This is a genomic window from Streptomyces sp. GbtcB7 (genome assembly GCF_019091445.1).
Taxonomy (GTDB): Bacteria; Actinomycetota; Actinomycetes; order Streptomycetales; family Streptomycetaceae; genus Streptomyces; species Streptomyces mirabilis.
The window spans coordinates 51,611-67,168 of record NZ_JAGXJM010000046.1 but is presented as its reverse complement, the minus strand read 5'-3'; the positions used below and the strand labels follow the sequence as shown (position 1 = coordinate 67,168).

Below are 15,558 nucleotides of genomic sequence, written 5' to 3'. Positions count from 1 at the left end.
CGAGCAGCGGGTCGCCGATCGTGCACATCCCCCAGTCGACGATTGCGGCGATCCGCGGCTGCTCGTACGCGTACAGCACGTTGGCGAGGTGGTAGTCGCCGTGCATGATTCCCGGGATCCAGTCGGCCGGCCGGTTCCGCTCCAGCCAGTCGGCTACCTGCTGGAGCCCCGGGAGGTCCGGGCCGGGGTAGCCGGGGAGCCGGTCGTACGACTCCAACTCGGCGAGCCAGCGCGGGACCTGCCGTTGGAGGAACCCCTCGGGGCGCCCCAGCCCGGCCAGGCCGACCGAGCGGTGGTCGACCGACCCGAGGGCGGCCAGGGCATCAGCCGCGGCCAGGCCCATGCGATGCCGGAGGGGTGCTTCCGAGGCGTACGTGGCCGGAATCCCGACGGTGGCGTTGAAGCCCTCGACCGGCTCCATCAGGTAGAAGACGGCGCCGTCGAGGACTGTCTCGTCCAGGCAGGCGGCGAGGAGCCGGGGGTGTGGCACCAGGGTTGCGGACAGCGCCTGAAGGACCCGTATCTCCCGGCGCAGTGAGTCATTGCTACGGGGCCGCAAGTGCTCGGGGCCGCGGCGCAGCACGTAAGCCCGACCACCGCGCTCGAACCTGAGCAACACGTTCTGTGTGCCGCCACTGATGGGCGCCACCCGTTCGACGGGGCCGCTCGGCAGCTCCTGGGTGTCCATCCATGCCGCGACGGCGCCGAAGTCCACCACCGCGGGGTCGACGACATCCGCCCCTGCCCGGCTCTTTGGGTTTACCGACATGAGACGTATTCTAGCGACCGCTCAATACATTAATCTAGGGCCGGAGACGGATGGGATCGTGCCTGGTACCGGTCCCGGTCCGCGCGCAGCGGTGGCGCTGGCGCGGTGGCGCTTCCCGCCCTGAGGGCCTGACGTTCACTGATGACGAATCGAGATTCCGCATGACGATGGATGGCAAGGTGGCGCTTGTCACCGGCGGCAGCCGGGGACTTGGGATGAGGATGGTCACGGCGTTCGCCGCTCTGGGAGCGGATGTGATCATCGCCAGCAGGAAACTGGAGAACTGCGAGAAGCTGGCGCAGTTCGTCGGGGAGGAGTACGGGCGCAAGGCGCTGCCGGTGGCCTGCAACGTGAGCGACTGGGAGCAGTGCGACGCCCTGGTGGCGGCGGCTTACGCCGAATTCGGCCGGGTCGACGTCCTGGTGAACAACGCGGGCCTGTCGCCCCTCTATCCGAGCCTCGACCAGGTCGGAGAGGGACTGTGGGACAAGGTGATCGGCATCAACCTCAAGGGGCCGTTCCGGCTGTCATCACTGATCGGCACCAGAATGGCCGCCGGTGACGGTGGATCGATCATCAACATCAGCTCGATGGCCGCCATCCGCCCGGCCCCCGAACACCTGCCGTACGCCGCGGCCAAGGCCGGGCTCAACGCGCTCACGGAAGGCCTCGCGCAGGCATTCGGGCCCACCGTGCGGGTCAACGGCATCCAGTGCGGGGCCTTTCTCACCGATATTTCCGAGGCGTGGACTCCGGAAGTCGTCGAAGTGCTGACCCGAGATGTCGCTCTCGGACGGTGTGGTGAACCCGATGAGGTCGTCGGCGCCGCCGTGTACTTCGCCACCGAGGCGTCATCCTTCGCCACCGGCGCGACTCTCAGGCTCGACGGTGGCGTCAGGTAGTCAGGCAGCAACGGCCGCTCACTCTTCGGCGGTCGGCCCCGTGCCGCGTTCCATCCCCATGGTGCGCGGTACGGGGCGAACCCCGCGGCGGAGATCGTGTACCGGCTGCCGGCGGCGCGCACCACGGTGGACAGAACCGGGGCCGCCGATCGGCGGTGACGCGTCGCGACGGTGATGTGGCGTGGCGGTCGATACCCCCGCCCGCCGTCCCCGCGCCGGACACGGTGATCGTCGGCTTCGGGGGCAGCAGCAGGGCTGGGTCAGTGCGCGGTGCGCAGCGCGCGCTTGAGGACCTTTCCGGTCGGTCCGACCGGCAGAGCGTTCACGAACTCGATGCGTTTGGGGCACTTGTAACCGGCGAGGCGCTCGCGCGCGAAGGCGATGAGCTCGTTCTGGCCGACTTCGGATCCCGTACTTCGTACCACCACGGCGGTGACCGCCTCGCCCCAACGCGTGTCGGGCCGGCCGATGACCGCGACCGACGCGACCTCGGGGTGATCGGCGAGCACGGCCTCGACCTCGACGGGGTACACGTTCTCCCCGCCAGTGATGATCATGTCCTTCATGCGGTCACTGATGAAGAGATAGCCGTCCGGGTCAAGTCTGCCGACATCGCCGGTACGCAGCCATCCGTCGGCGTCGATCGCCGCCGCGGTCTCCTCGGGGCGGTTGTAGTAGCCGGGGCTGTTCTGCTGGGAGCGGATGCAGATCTCACCCGGGGTGTCGGACGGCAGCGTCGCCCCCTCCGCATCCACGATCTTGAGCTCCGCCCACGGATACGGCTTCCCGACCGACCGCAGCAGATATTCGCGCGGACCGCCCGGGTCGTGGTCCGCGGCGTCCAGCTGGACCACCACGCCCGTCGACTCGGTCAGCCCGTAGGTCTGGAACAGAGGGCACCCGAAGGTGGCTGCGGCCTTGCGGAGCAGTGCGGGCGTGGCGGGGGAGGAACCGTAGGCGATCGACCGCAGCTGTGAGTAGTCCCGCGTGTCCGCGCCGGGCAGGTCCACCAGTGTCTGGATGGCGGTGGGTACGAGGAAGGTGTTCGTGATCCCGGCCTCCTCGAGCGTGGCGAGCAACTCCTCTGGCACCAGCTCGCGGACGAGGACGCTGTGTCCTCCCGCGGCCAGCACGATCAGCAGCATGCCGAGCCCTCCGATGTGGAACAGCGGCATGGCGTCGAGGCACTTCGTCGAGCTGTCCACGGCCCAGTAGCGCCCGGCCTGAACGAGGGCTCCCACGTTGCTGTCGGTGGTGAGCACACCCTTTGGACGGCCCGTGGTGCCCCAGGTGTAGAGCTGGGCGACCACATCGCCGGGGTGTCCCTCGTGCAGCGGATCCCGTGCGGGCTGCCGCCCGATCCATCGCTCGTACTCGGCACCGACGACCACCACGGACGGCGCCGGGTCGAGCCCCTTTCCCGCTTCGAGGGCGGCCGGGAGGAAGTCCTCGTGCACGATCAGGACAACCGGTCGGGCGTCCTCCATCACTGCCCGCAGCTCGGGTACCGCGAGCCGCCAGTTGAGCGGAACGGTCACCGCGCCGATCTTCGCGGAGGCGAGGAGAGTCTCCGCCACCTCGATCGAACTCCTGTCCAGCACCGCGATGCGGGAGCCGGGGACCGCACCGGACGCGCGCAGCGCCTGTGCCATCCTGGAGGTCCGCTCATCCAGCTCGGCATAGGTGACGGTCCGCTCTCCCACGCTCAGCGCCGGCGCGGCGCCCCGCTCCCGCGCATGGCGCCGCGGTTCATCGGCGAGTCGGTACTCCATGGCGGCTCCCGGTCTTTCCAAGTCTGGGCAGAATTTGTCTGGCGATCGAAGTTTGGTCGTGGTGCGGTCGGGGACGTCGGCACTGAGCCGACGCACCGCGCCCGCGTTCGGGGGATGAGGTCTAGAGACCGTCGGGCCGCGACGGCCAGGGGGGTACGAAGCCCGGGTAGTCCTTGCTCACCAGCCCCGGGAACCGGGCCCGACGCTTCTCGAGGAAAGCCATGACGCCTTCGGCGGCGTCGGCTGACGCACCGGTCTCGTGCAGCGCCCTCGACTCGAGCCGGTGTGCTTCCCACGGACTTGACTCGCCCAGCATCGACCACAGCAGTTGGCGGGCCAGGGCGACCGAGACGCCGGACGTGTTGTCGACGATTTCCCGTGCCACGGCCCGAGCCGTCTCCAGCAGTTCGTCCCCGGCGACGATCCGGGAGACGAGACCTCCGGTCCGTGCCTCCTGGGCATCGAACACCCTGCCTGTGGCCACCCACTCCATCGCCTGCGAAATGCCCACGACACGGGGGAGGAACCAGGAGGAGGCACCGTCCGGGACGATTCCGCGACGTGTGAACACGAAGCCGAAACGGGCGGAGTCCGCAGCCAGCCGGATGTCCATCGGCAGGGTCATCGTCGCACCGAAGCCGACCGCGGCTCCGTTGACCGCGGCGATGACAGGCTTGCGCAGGGCCGCGAGGCGCAGGGTGACCATCCCACCGAAGTCCTGCGGTACGCCGTCGATCTTTCCGTTGATGGCGGCGGTACGCCGCTCTTCGCCGTGCGGGGCCTCGGTGTTGAACGTGTCAGCGCCCTGACCGAGGTCGGCACCCGCACAGAATCCTCGTCCGGCTCCCGTGACGATGACCGCCCGGACCTGGTCGTCGGCGTCGATCGCGTCGCATACGCCGATGAGTTCCGCGGCCATCGTTCTTGTCAACGCATTGAGCCGATCCGGCCGGTTGAGGGTGATCGTCGCGATTCCGTCCGTGAGCTCGTACGAAATCTCCGTCAGACTCTGGCTGTTCATTCAACCTTCTATCGAAGCGTGTGTGACATGAACTCCGTCGTGTGAGACACGATCTCGCTTGGCTGCCATGTGAGCCCACGGCGGAACCCCCGCTTGGTGGCAAGGGCGAACGGGCACGGATGGATCGCCGGGAAGGCGCGGATCGATCCCGGAGAGGGCGGCTCCACCCCGGCGTCTGCCCGGGCCGCGCGTCGGGCCCAGGTTCTCCCACGACGAGATCTCGCACGGGATCTCATTCGGTAGGAAACGTGTTTAGCGACCGCTAGTTCAATGGGTTGGCACCATCATGGCTCCTTCCCCATCGCCGTGCAAGAGCCGTGTGACAGGGGCGCCGGTGGTCGCTCGCTCCGCCGTGTGCGGGTGGCCGAACCATCGACCGGAGCGCTTGATCCGGGGCGCCCCCGCGTGCCGTCGGCCCTGACCGTGGCCTGCCGCCCCGCTGCCGCTGTTCGGGGACCGTGCGTAACGTGCTCACGCCGTTGGACCGGTGTCCGACGACGCTGGCGCGATGCAATAGCGTGGGGCCGTGAATCGCCCAGCGCCCGATGAAGCCGCAGCCCCACGCCGACGCCGCGGACGTCCGCCGGGGAGCGGCACCGAGCAAGGCGCGGCAGCTCGGGAGCGCATCATCCGGGCGGCCGTGGAACTCTTCTCCGAGAAAGGGTTCCACGGCACCGGCGTAGGTGACATCGGGGCACGGGCGGGCATTCAACGGGGTGCGCTGTACTACCACATCCGCTCGAAGGAGGAGCTGCTGTGGGAAGTCCTGCGCAGGTACACCGAGGAGGCGCTCGAAGGCGCCGAATCCATCGCCGGGACCGATGCCGACGCCGTGGAGAAACTGCGTCTGCTCATCCGCCACCACGTACGGATCATCGCCGACCACCGGGACGAAGTGGCCATCCAGCAGCGCGACGCGGACGCCCTCACGGGCGAACGGGCCGTCGAACTGCAGGCACTGCGTGATCGGGTGCAGGCAGTGTGGCAGGGAATCCTCGACGAGGGATACCGAACGGGGCGGTTCCGCACCGCGGACCACGTCATCACCAACGGACTGCTCGGCATGGTCAACCTGGTGTACCTCTGGTACCGGCCCGGTCAGGGCGACACTCCGGAGACCATCGCCGAGAAGTTCCTGAGTGTGCTGTCCGGAGGTCTGCTCACGGGGCCGGAAGCCGAGCGCCGAGACGCCATGTGAGGTGGGGCACTCATGCCGTTTCGGTGTCTTTCGGGTGGCACGGACCGCGCGCGTCCCCGGCCGGTCCGCGGTCACCGGCCCTGCCAGCGTGGCGCTCGCCGCTCCGCGAAGGCGACGGCTCCCTCCCGGGCGTCCGCCGAGCGGCGCACCGGATCGACGAACTCCTCCTGGCGGGCGAACTGTGTGTCCTGCGACCAGTCGAGTGACGCCGTCAGCACGTCCTTGGACGCCTGTACCGCCAGTGGCGCGTTGTCCGCGATCAGCCGGGCCAGTTCGAGCGCGGCGCCGCGCGCCGCGCCGTCCGGCACCACCTGGTTGACCAGGCCGAGTTCAGCGCAGCGGGCTGCCGTCAGCGGGCGCCCGGTGAGCACCATCTCCATGGCGATGTTGCGTGGAATCCGCCGGGGAAGCCGCAGCAGCCCGCCCGCGGCCGCGGTCAGCCCGCGCCGGACCTCGGGCAGTCCGAACGTCGCGCTCTCCCCGGCGACCACGAGATCGCAGGCCAGCGCCATCTCGAAGCCGCCGCCGAGGGCGGGCCCCTCGACGGCCGCGATCAGCGGCTTGCGCGGTGGCCGTTCGACCAGGCCGAATCCGCCGCGGGGTTCGACGACCGGACGTTCACCACGCTCGGCGAACGCCTTTAGGTCCATGCCGGCCGAGAAGACGCCGCCGCTGCCGGTCAGCACGGCGACCCGCAGCCGGTCGGAGGAGTCGAGTTCGTCGAGAGCGGCGCTGATGGCCCGCGCTGTCGCCAGGTCGACCGCGTTGCGTCGCCGGGGCCGGTCGATGACGAGCAACGCCACCCCGGCGAGGTGGTTCACCCGCAGTGTGGTCCGCTCCGGCGTCGCGGCCGTCGTCGGGCCGGTGGTTTCGGTCATCGCGGGGGCATCCGGATCGCGCCGTCCAGCCGGATCGTCTCTCCGTTGATCATCGGATTCTCCAGGATGTGCACGGCGAGCGCGCCGAACTCGTCCGGCCGACCGAGGCGTTGGGGGTGCGGCACTGTCCGTCCGAGCGCGTCACGTACGTGCTCCGGCAGCCGGGCCAGCAACGGGGTGTCGAAGACGCCGGGAGCGATGCAGGCCACCCGGATCTGGCGCTGTGCCAGATCGCGCGCGGCCACCAGCGTCATCCCGACCACTCCCGCCTTCGACGACGCGTAGGGGATCTGGCCGATCTGCCCCTCGAACGCGGCGACGGAGGCTGTCAGGACAATCGCCCCGCGCTCGCCGTTGACCGGCGCGGTCGCCGCCATCCGGGACGCCGCGAGTCGCAGCACATTGAACGAGCCGACCAGATTGAGGCTGATGAGCGCGGCGTAGTCTTCGAGCGAGCCCGGACTGCCGTCCTTGTGCAGCACCCGCATGGTGTGGCCGCGCCCCGCGCAATGCACGACCGCCCGTAGCGGGCCGGCGTCCTCTGCCGCGGCGAGCGCTTCCCGTACCCCCGCCTCGTCGGTCACGTCTCCGGCGACGAACCGCGCCGAGTCACCGAGTTCCTTGGCTGCCTCGGCACCGCGAGACCCGGGCAGATCCAGCAGCACGACCTGCGCGCCCTCGGCGACCAGTCGGCCTGCCGTGGCCAGCCCGAGCCCGGACGCGCCGCCGGTGACGACCGCCGAGATACCTGTGATGTCCATCTGTCTCCTACATGTACATGGTGGAGTGGTGAAGCGGTGGAGTGCTGCGTGCGTCCCCTTGAGCCGTTCTCAGAGCCGTTCGACGACAGTGGCGTTGGCCATGCCGCCGGCCTCGCACATCGTCTGCAGTCCGTAGCGCCCGCCGGTCGCCTCCAGAGCGGCGAGCATGGTCGTCATCAGCCGGGCCCCGGAGGCGCCCAGGGGATGGCCCAGCGCGATCGCGCCGCCGCGCGGATTGAGCCGGGCGGGATCGGTACCGAACTCGGCCTGCCAGGCCAGCGGGACCGACGCGGACGCCTCGTTGACCTCGTAGTGGTCGATGAGGTCCAGGTCCAGGCCGTGGCGCTCCAGCAGCTTGCGGGTGGCCGGGATGGGCCCGGTGAGCATGGTCACGGGATCGTCGCCGGTGACGGCGAACCCGGCGAACCGGGCGCGCGGCGTCAGTCCGAGCTCCGCGGCCTTTCGCTCGCTGGTGATCAGGAGCGCGCCGGCGCCGTCGGTGATCTGGGACGAGTTTCCCGCGGTGACCGACCAGGTGATCTCCGGGAACCGGGCTGCCATGGCGTCATCGGTGAACGAAGGGGTGAGTCCGGCCAGCGTCCGCGGGGTCGTTCCCCGCCGAATCGGCTCGTCGGCCCGGACCGTCGTCCCGTCCGGCAGGGTCACCGGCACGATCTCGCCGTCGGACTTCCCCCTGTCCGCGGCGTCGCCGGCCAGACGATGCGAGCGGACAGCGTACGCGTCGAGCTGCTCGCGGGAGATCTTCCAGCGTGCCGCCACGAGCTCGGCCGCGACGCCCTGTGGGATCAGACCGGGGGCATAGCGCTCGGTGACCGACGGCCCGTAAGGGTCCATGCCGATGCGGGCGGCACCCATCGGCACCCGGCTCATCGACTCCCCGCCCGCGACCACGACGATGTCGTATGCCCCGGCCAGCACTCCCTGCGCGGCGAAGTGCACCGCCTGCTGGCGGGAGCCGCATTTGCGCTCCACCGTCACCGCGGGTACGTGCTCGGGAAGACCGGCCGCCAGCCACGCCATCCTGCCGATGTTCCCGGACTGTTCCCCGGCCTGGCCGACACACCCCGTGATGACGTCGTCGACCAGCCCGGGGTCGAGGTCGTGGCGCGCGAGCAGTCCGGAGATCGTCTGCGCGAGCAGCTCCGCGGGATGCAGGCCGGACAGGGCGCCCCCTGGCTTTCCCCGGCCCATGGGCGAGCGGACCGCGTCGATGATCACCGCATCGGGCACTGCGGACCTCCTGGGACGGGATGTGCCGCGCACCGTACGGAGTGCGACTGGGGCAGGTTTGTCATGAACATGATCTCCGATCGGTGGTCAAGACCGCTCAGCCCGCGGAGGGCGGTACCGAGGTCAGGCGGGTCCACACCTCGTTCTCGCCTCCGCCGACGGCGCTTCGGCCGAGGAGTTCGCACCAGTCCCGCTCCGAGGCGACCGCGTCGCGCCAGGCCCACAACCGCCGCGTGTAGTGGTGCAGGGGGTACTCCCGGCTGATTCCCATGGCGCCGTGCAACTGGTGGGCCAGTCTGGCGATCTCGGTGGCCGCTGCGGCCGTGGTGACCCGGGCGACGGCGGCACTCGTGGGGCTTGTGTTCTCACCCGCCTGTTCCATGGCCGCGTCGGCCTGTACGAGATGTACGCGCATCAGCGCCAGGTTCGTCGCCACGGCGGGCAGCTTCAGCAGAGGTGCGTCGAACTGGTGACGCTCCGACACGTAGGTCTTCGTCAGCCGGTAGGCGCCGTGCGCGGCACCGGCGACGACGGCGGAGGACAGCAGCGCGAGCCGGTCGCGGATCTCGGCGGCGGCCGGGCCTCCCTGCACTGGCGCGACCGGCGCTCCGTCGAGGACCACGGTGTCCCGTGGCTCGCCGGCCAGGTTCTCGCGGGTCCGGACGGTCACGGCCTCGTGGCGCAGGTTCACCACCACCGGGGCTCCGTCGGCCGGGCACAGCACCAGCCGGTCGGCGTGCCGGGCCCAGGGCACTCCGGGGACCTCTCCGCTGACCCGGCCCGCAGTCGTGGAGACGCCCCCGTCGGCCGGCGCGACCGTCTTCCACCGGCCGTCGTCCACCCGCCCGGCATGGCTGAGCACCCAGTCGGCCACCCATGACGCGACGATCGGCAGTCCGAGCCCGTTCTCGGCCAGCGCCTGGACGGTGACCAGCAGATCGTCGAACGTGCCGCCGGATCCGCCGTGCTCCTCCGCTATACCGATCAAGGACAGCCCGAGTCCGCGTACCTCCTCCCACAGTCGCGCCGCGTCGTCGGGCGCACCGCTGTCAGCACTCCGGGAGGCGAGGTCACCGATCAGGTCACGCAGCTCGTCGGCCAGCTCACTCATGCTCGGGCCTCCTGCTTGGCGATGATGGACAACAGGACCTCGGCGGATCCGCCGCGGAGCCCGAACCCCGGTGAGGCGAGCAGCGCCTGTCCGAACGCGCTCTCCGACGACGGCTCACGGCCCAGCTCGGTATGGCGCAGTGCCTCGATCACATCGCGTTCGAAGGCGTTGCCCAGATACTTCAGGACCGCGGCCTGCCGCACCGGTGCCTGCCCGTCGTCCAGGGCCTGTGCGACCTCCCGGCACAGCCGCCGCAGCACGGCCAGCCGGGCCACCAACGACCCCACCAGCGTGTGCAGTTCGGACCCGGCATGCTCCGTGACGTAGGAAATCAACTGGGCGAGGACCGGATAGCTCGACAGCACGCGCTCGGCCCCGCCACGCTCGAACGACAACTGCTCGACGACCTGACGCCATCCGTTGCCCAGCCGGCCGATGAGCCGGTGCGCCGGAATGAACACCTCGTCGAACCGGACCTCGTTGAAGTGGTGTTCCCCGGCGAGATCGACGATGGGTGTGACCGAGACCCCCTCGACGTTCATGTCCACGACGAACTCGCTCAGGCCCTGGTGCTTGCGCTCGGCTCGTTCGGTGCGGGCGAGCACGTAGGCGTGGGTTGCGTGGTGCGCGTGGCTGGTCCAGATCTTGTGCCCGGTCAACCGCCAGCCACCGTCGACCGCTGTCGCGGCGGTCCGCACCGCCGCGAGGTCGGAACCCGCCTCCGGTTCGCTCATTCCGAGACAGAACACCGCGTCCACCGAAGCGATTCGAGGCAGGATCTCCTCCCGCAGTTCGCGTGAGCCGTGCCGCAGGATCGCCGGCCCGATCTGGCGGTCCCCGATCCAGTGCGCGGCAACCGGAGCACCGGCACGGAGCAACTCCTCGGTGACGGCCAGCCGCTCGACGTTGCTGCGCTCGCCGCCGCCGAACTCCTTGGGCCAGGTCATGCCGATCAGCCCGCGCGCGGCGAGTTCCCGGCTGAATCCGAGGTCGAACGACCGCAGCCACGCGTCACTGCGCGGGGCGTAGCGGCCCGCTGCCCGCCAGTTCGCGGTGAGCGCTCCGACCTCGGCGCGCAGCGCGGCGCAATTCTCGTGAAGGACGTGTCGGTCCACGGGGGTTGTCTCCAAGTCGAGGGTGTAGGGACGGTTCCGGGGTCGCTGGTGGCGTGGCGGGCGACGTCCGTCTGGTCGCGGTCCCGCTGCCCTGAGGGCGTGGGAGGTGCCCCCGCTCGCCGCAGCGGCCGAAGACCCGAGTACGTCCCCGTACGAGGGCTTGGGGCCGCCATGCCGAGACCACGCGCCGGACACTGTTCCCGCACGGGCGGACGTCGCCCGTCACAACTCCAGACGGGCCCTAACGGCCTGCGTAGACCCCGGGACGCCGTTCTTGAAAGGCCGTGAACGCCTCTCGGGAATCGGCGGTCGAGGTCACCACGGCCTGGTGCGACGAGATCAGGTCCAGCGCGGTACGCAGGTCGTGCCGGGCTCCCTGCCGGACCGCCCTCTTGATCATCTGGATCGCCACCGGGGGCCGCTCCGTCAGCCGTCGCGCGTAGGCGTACACCGCGTCCATGAGTTCATCGCTCTTGTGCACCTCGTCGACCAGACCGATGCGCAGCGCCTCCTCCGCGTCGATGAAGTCCCCCGTCCACAGCAACCGCAAGGCAGTCGAGGTGCCCACCACGCGCGGCAGCAGCCAGCCGCCGCCGTCGCCGGGGACCAGCCCCACCTTGATGTAGCCCTCGCAGAACCTCGCGCCGCTCGACGCGAAGCGGAGATCGCACAGCAGAGCCATGTCCATCCCGGCTCCCACGGCGGGACCGTCGATCGCCGCGATGACGGGCTTGTCCACGTCCTCCAGGGCTAGCGCGACCCGGTGCACCCGACGCGTGAGCAACTGTTTCTCCGCCAGGGGATCGCGTTCCTCGCCCTTGAACTCGGAAAGGTCCACGCCCGAGCAGAACGACTCCTCTCCTCCCGTCACCACGATGACCCGGACCCCCGGATCCTGCTGAGCCTCCAGCAGCGCAGCCGCCCACGCGTCGACCATTTCGAGGGTGAAGGCGTTCTTGCGGTGCGGGCGGTTCAGCCGGATCGTCGCGATGCCGTCGCGGACCAGGTACTCAAGATCGGCCATAGTCGTTTGCTCCTCACTCGTGCGGAGACAGTGGGCTTTTGAGGCACTTCACCGTCCCTCTCAGCTGACTCGGGAGCCGGTCAAGCCTCTCCAGCAGTGGTGCCTCAACCGTCTGACTCTCGCTTGACCCCTCTGCAATCAGGATGACATCCTACTCAGTATGTTGCCGTCAAGGGTTGCCCGGCTCGATGCCGGTGACCCGAGGAAGGGAGGCACATGCCAGTCGAGTCCATGCGGCCCTGGTCTGTCGGCGGCCGGTTCCGTCTCCGTACCGACATCACCCCGGGGCGGACGATGAGGCGTACCGCGGCGGGGCATTCGCCCGGGACGAGGCGCACTGTCGCACCGGCCTCGCGGGCCGACTGCCGCGCAACGAAACCGGCGAGGCGAGCCGGCGCCAGTTTCAGGAATCCCACGTCGCTCAGCCGGAAGGCGGCCACGCATGACCATCGCAGAGGGAACATTGACGGATCTGCTCACCGATGTGCGGCGCGTCGCCAGTGAGCGGCTCGCCCCGATCGCGCACGCGGGCACCGACGGGCGGGTCAACCGGGATCTGCTGCGCGCCCTGTCCACCGAAGGCGTTCTCGGGATGCTCTTCCCGGGCCACGGTACGGACGGCGCGCAGACCACCGCCGAGACCATCTGCCTCCTGCGCGAAGCACTCGCCTATGGCTGTGTCGAGGCCGAGGTCGCGTTGGCGATGCAGGGCATCGGCGGGTATCCCGTGTTGCAGTCCGGTCAGCGGCACCACCTCGATCGGTGGCTGGGGCCGCTGCGTGAGGGGACGGCGGTTGCTGCCTTCGCCCTCACCGAGCCGGACGCCGGTTCGGGCGCCGCCGCCTTGCGGCTCGAGGCGGTTGCCGACGGTGACGGCTGGCGCCTGCACGGCACCAAGATGTGGACCACCAACGCACCGGACGCCGATTTCTACACCACCTTCGCCCGCACCACACAGGGTGCCGGGGCCCGTGGGGTGACCGCGTTCCTCGTTCCGGCCGATTCGCCCGGTCTCAAGGCGACGTCCGTCGAACTGTTCGCCCCGCACCCCATCGGCCGCCTCGACTTCGACAGCGTCCGGGTCACCCGGGCCGATGTGCTCGGCGAGGTCGACCGCGGGTTCCGGGTCGCGATGAAGACGTTCGACCTGTTCCGGCCCAGCGTCGGCGCGGCGGCGGTCGGCATGGCCCAGGCCGCCCTCGACGCGGCGGTGCGCCATACCTCTCAGCGCCAGGCGTTCGGCCAGGCCCTCGGCCGCCAGCAGGCGGTGGCGCATGCCCTGTCCGACGCGGCGACCAAGCTGGAGGCGTCACGCCTGCTCGTACGGGCTGCTGCCGCGGCGCACGACTCGGGCGACGGGCGGGTCACCGCCAAGTCGGCGATGGCGAAGCTCTTCGCCACCGAGAGCGCGCAGCAGGTCATCGATACGGCGTTCCAGTTCCACGGCGCATCGGGGCTGCGGGCGGGGCATTTGCTCGAAGGGCTCTACCGCGAGATCCGCGCCTCGCGAATCTTTGAAGGGGCTTCCGAGATCCAGCGCGACATCATCGCGCGTGACCTCTACCGCGACACCCCCATCGGCCGTCGCGCCGGCGGCACGGCGAAGGCCGCCGAACTCTCCGCGACCGGGGCGAACTGAAAGGCTCTGCCTGCGGAACCGGCGCGGCCACGCGGCACAGGCGAGCCGGTCGACATGGCATCGGCGCCTTCCGTGGGAACGCTGGCCCCGGGGACGGCGACCAGGGCGTTTCCTTCCGATCGGCGGACGTCACGATCGGATCGGGCGGAGGCCGGACGCCGCCCCGGGAGGCGGCAGACCGAGTCCGCCGCGACTGCCGACGGACACGACGTGGGGAGGACATCCTACTGCGTAGGATGTAAGGGCCGTCCGCCTAGAAGGGTTTGACCAGTGAGACCGAGCACAGCGAAGAGCGGGCAGTCTGCCGCGCGTGGCGAGCAGGTGCTGGATGCCGCGGCCCGGGTCTTCGCCCGCCAGGGCTACGAAGGCACGAGCATCGACGACATCGCCGATGAACTGGGCTCCACCAAGGGGCGCGTGTACCACTACTACCGAAGCAAGTCGGACATGCTGCTCGGCGTACTGAACGCCGGATCGCACAAGCTGATCGATGTCGTACGCCCGCTGTCCGAGGATGCCTCGCTGTCGCCGGCGGAACGGCTTCGCAATATGGCGCGGGCCCATGCCATGACCATGATGACCCACCACTCCTACCAGTACGTGACTCTGCGTAGCCTCGATCAGCACCTGCACGAGGGTCCCCGGTCCAGTCAATCCGACTGGGAGGCGATCCGTGTCCTCCGTGACGAGTACGAGGGGCTGTTCCAGGGCGTTCTGGAGGCGGGCTGCAAGGACGGGAGCCTTTCGACGGACGATGTGCGGCTCGCTGTAAGAGGAGTGCTCGGCGCCCTGAACTGGATCACGGTCTGGTACCGCCCGGAAGCGAGCGGCGCCGGTGACCGCCGAAGTGCCGAAACGATCGCGGAGTCGCTGTCGAGATTCGTCGTCGAAGGAGTACAGGGAGAGTCATGACAAAGAGCCGTCTGTTTTCCGAACTCGCGTTGCGCGGGGTGCGGCTGCGGAATCGGGTCGTGGTGTCGCCCATGTGGCAGTACGCCGGCAAGGCGGGTTCCCCGACCGACTGGCACCTCATGCACCTCGGACGTTTCGCCGACGGTGGCGCCGGCCTCGTCTTCCAGGAAGGCACCGCGGTGGAGCGCCGTGGTTGTGGCACCGTCGGCGACCTCGGAATCTGGGACGACAAGTTCGTCGGTCAGCTGAGCCGACTGGCATCGGTCATCCGTGACAACGGGGCCGCGGCCGGAATCCAGCTCATGCACGCCGGACGCAAGTCCCGGAGCAACCTCCCCATGGGAGGAGGACGGGGGCCGCTGGAGCGCACACCGGAGATCACGGACTGGGACGAATGGGAGCCCATCAGTGCCAGCTCCGTGCCACTCAAGGAGGGACTCCCGGCACCCCGTCCCATGACGCGAAAGGACATTCGCGACGTCATCCAGTCCTTCGTCGATGCGACCGAGCGGGCCGTCCGCGCCGGGTACCAGGTCATAGAACTGCATGCCGGTCACGGCTATCTGCTGCACCAGTTCCTCACGCCTGCCACCAACCGACGCACCGACGAGTACGGTGGCGACCTGTGGAATCGCACCCGGATGGTGCGCGAGACCGTCGAGGCCGTCCGCTCCGCGCTGCCGGACGACAGTGCACTCTCCGTGCGGCTCTCATGTGTCGACGGCGCGGGCTGGGGGATGGCGGACACGCTCGCCCTCAGCGGCCAGCTGCTGGACCTCGGAGTGGATGTGATCGACTGCTCGGCCGGGGGACTGGTCGGCTCACCCCTGAAAGCCGGCGAGACTCCGCAGTACGGCTATCAGGTGCCGTACTCCCAGGAGGTGCGGAGCAGGACGGGGGCCACCACCATGGCCGTGGGTCTGATCGTGCATGCCGAGCACGCCGAAAGGATCATCGCCGAAGGGGAGGCCGATCTCGTCGGTGTGGGGCGCGAGGTACTGCACAACCCCAACTGGCCGCTGGACGCCGCTCTCAAGCTGGGCGCCGATGACGCGTACTCGTTGACGGCGCCCACCTCCGGATTCTGGCTCAGCCAACGGGCCAGGACCGTTCCCGGGCTGGTCCCCTCCACCTTCTGAGGAACCGGGCAGCTTCCCGCCGCTGTGCCTTCCGGCCCGTGTCCCGGGCCGCGTGCGGCCTCTCTG

Annotated in this window: 14 protein-coding genes; 5 read left to right on the top strand and 9 right to left on the bottom strand. The window is 69.7% G+C overall.

The window, feature by feature from the left end:
• Nucleotides 1–769, bottom strand: a 769-nt coding sequence (locus tag KVT44_RS47015; RefSeq protein ID WP_254650843.1) for a phosphotransferase family protein, incomplete at its 3' end; no start/stop codon positions are given.
• Nucleotides 770–930: 161 nt separating this feature from the next.
• Between KVT44_RS47015 and KVT44_RS47010 the strand changes: the two genes are divergently transcribed.
• Complete coding sequence (locus KVT44_RS47010; RefSeq protein ID WP_217574416.1) at nucleotides 931–1,671, top strand: SDR family NAD(P)-dependent oxidoreductase; 741 nt, start codon at nucleotides 931–933, stop codon at nucleotides 1,669–1,671.
• A 260-nt stretch (nucleotides 1,672–1,931) separates the two neighbouring features.
• Here the strand turns inward: KVT44_RS47010 and KVT44_RS47005 are convergent, their stop codons facing one another.
• Both KVT44_RS47005 and KVT44_RS47000 read right to left on the bottom strand, forming a co-directional pair.
• The gene (locus KVT44_RS47005; protein WP_217574414.1) at nucleotides 1,932–3,443 is read right to left on the bottom strand and encodes an AMP-binding protein; all 1,512 of its coding nucleotides are present in this window, start codon (nucleotides 3,441–3,443) and stop codon (nucleotides 1,932–1,934) included.
• Between the two features lie 121 nt (nucleotides 3,444–3,564).
• Complete coding sequence (locus KVT44_RS47000; protein ID WP_217574412.1) at nucleotides 3,565–4,464, bottom strand: crotonase/enoyl-CoA hydratase family protein; 900 nt, start codon at nucleotides 4,462–4,464, stop codon at nucleotides 3,565–3,567.
• A 526-nt stretch (nucleotides 4,465–4,990) separates the two neighbouring features.
• On the opposite strand from KVT44_RS47000, the gene KVT44_RS60820 reads away from it, so the two are divergent.
• A complete protein-coding gene (locus tag KVT44_RS60820; protein ID WP_308314309.1) occupies nucleotides 4,991–5,662 on the top strand; it encodes a TetR/AcrR family transcriptional regulator in 672 nt (223 codons plus the stop codon).
• 71 nt (nucleotides 5,663–5,733) lie between these two features.
• On the opposite strand, the gene KVT44_RS46990 is transcribed toward KVT44_RS60820, so the two are convergent.
• From KVT44_RS46990 to KVT44_RS46965, 6 genes are all read right to left on the bottom strand, one after another.
• Nucleotides 5,734–6,540: a crotonase/enoyl-CoA hydratase family protein gene (locus KVT44_RS46990; protein ID WP_217574408.1), complete on the bottom strand. Its 807-nt coding sequence runs from the start codon at nucleotides 6,538–6,540 to the stop codon at nucleotides 5,734–5,736.
• Nucleotides 6,537–7,301 (bottom strand): SDR family NAD(P)-dependent oxidoreductase, encoded by a 765-nt coding sequence (locus tag KVT44_RS46985; RefSeq protein WP_217574406.1) that lies wholly within the window; start codon nucleotides 7,299–7,301, stop codon nucleotides 6,537–6,539. The genes KVT44_RS46990 and KVT44_RS46985 overlap by 4 nt, the downstream gene beginning before the upstream one ends.
• Before the next feature lie 69 nt (nucleotides 7,302–7,370).
• On the bottom strand, nucleotides 7,371–8,552 hold the full coding sequence (locus KVT44_RS46980; RefSeq protein ID WP_217574404.1) for a thiolase family protein: 1,182 nt from the start codon (nucleotides 8,550–8,552) through the stop codon (nucleotides 7,371–7,373).
• Nucleotides 8,553–8,649: 97 nt separating this feature from the next.
• A complete protein-coding gene (locus KVT44_RS46975) occupies nucleotides 8,650–9,663 on the bottom strand; it encodes an acyl-CoA dehydrogenase family protein (protein WP_217574402.1) in 1,014 nt (337 codons plus the stop codon).
• Nucleotides 9,660–10,778 carry an acyl-CoA dehydrogenase family protein gene (locus KVT44_RS46970; protein WP_217574400.1) on the bottom strand — a complete coding sequence of 373 codons (1,119 nt, stop codon included), beginning with the start codon at nucleotides 10,776–10,778 and terminating at the stop codon, nucleotides 9,660–9,662. Before KVT44_RS46970 ends, KVT44_RS46975 begins: the two co-directional genes overlap by 4 nt.
• 241 nt (nucleotides 10,779–11,019) lie before the next feature.
• On the bottom strand, nucleotides 11,020–11,802 hold the full coding sequence (locus tag KVT44_RS46965) for an enoyl-CoA hydratase/isomerase family protein (RefSeq protein WP_217574398.1): 783 nt from the start codon (nucleotides 11,800–11,802) through the stop codon (nucleotides 11,020–11,022).
• Between the two features lie 442 nt (nucleotides 11,803–12,244).
• Here KVT44_RS46965 and KVT44_RS46960 point away from each other — a divergent pair, with 442 nt between their 5' ends.
• From KVT44_RS46960 to KVT44_RS46950, 3 genes are all read left to right on the top strand, one after another.
• Entirely contained in the window at nucleotides 12,245–13,441 is a 1,197-nt protein-coding gene (locus KVT44_RS46960) for an acyl-CoA dehydrogenase family protein (RefSeq protein ID WP_217574396.1), read from the top strand.
• A 270-nt stretch (nucleotides 13,442–13,711) separates the two neighbouring features.
• Nucleotides 13,712–14,353: a TetR/AcrR family transcriptional regulator gene (locus tag KVT44_RS46955; RefSeq protein ID WP_217574394.1), complete on the top strand. Its 642-nt coding sequence runs from the start codon at nucleotides 13,712–13,714 to the stop codon at nucleotides 14,351–14,353.
• Nucleotides 14,350–15,492, top strand: a complete 1,143-nt coding sequence (locus KVT44_RS46950) for an NADH:flavin oxidoreductase/NADH oxidase (protein ID WP_217574392.1) — start codon at nucleotides 14,350–14,352, stop codon at nucleotides 15,490–15,492. The genes KVT44_RS46955 and KVT44_RS46950 overlap by 4 nt, the downstream gene beginning before the upstream one ends.
• Nucleotides 15,493–15,558: the final 66 nt, after the last annotated feature.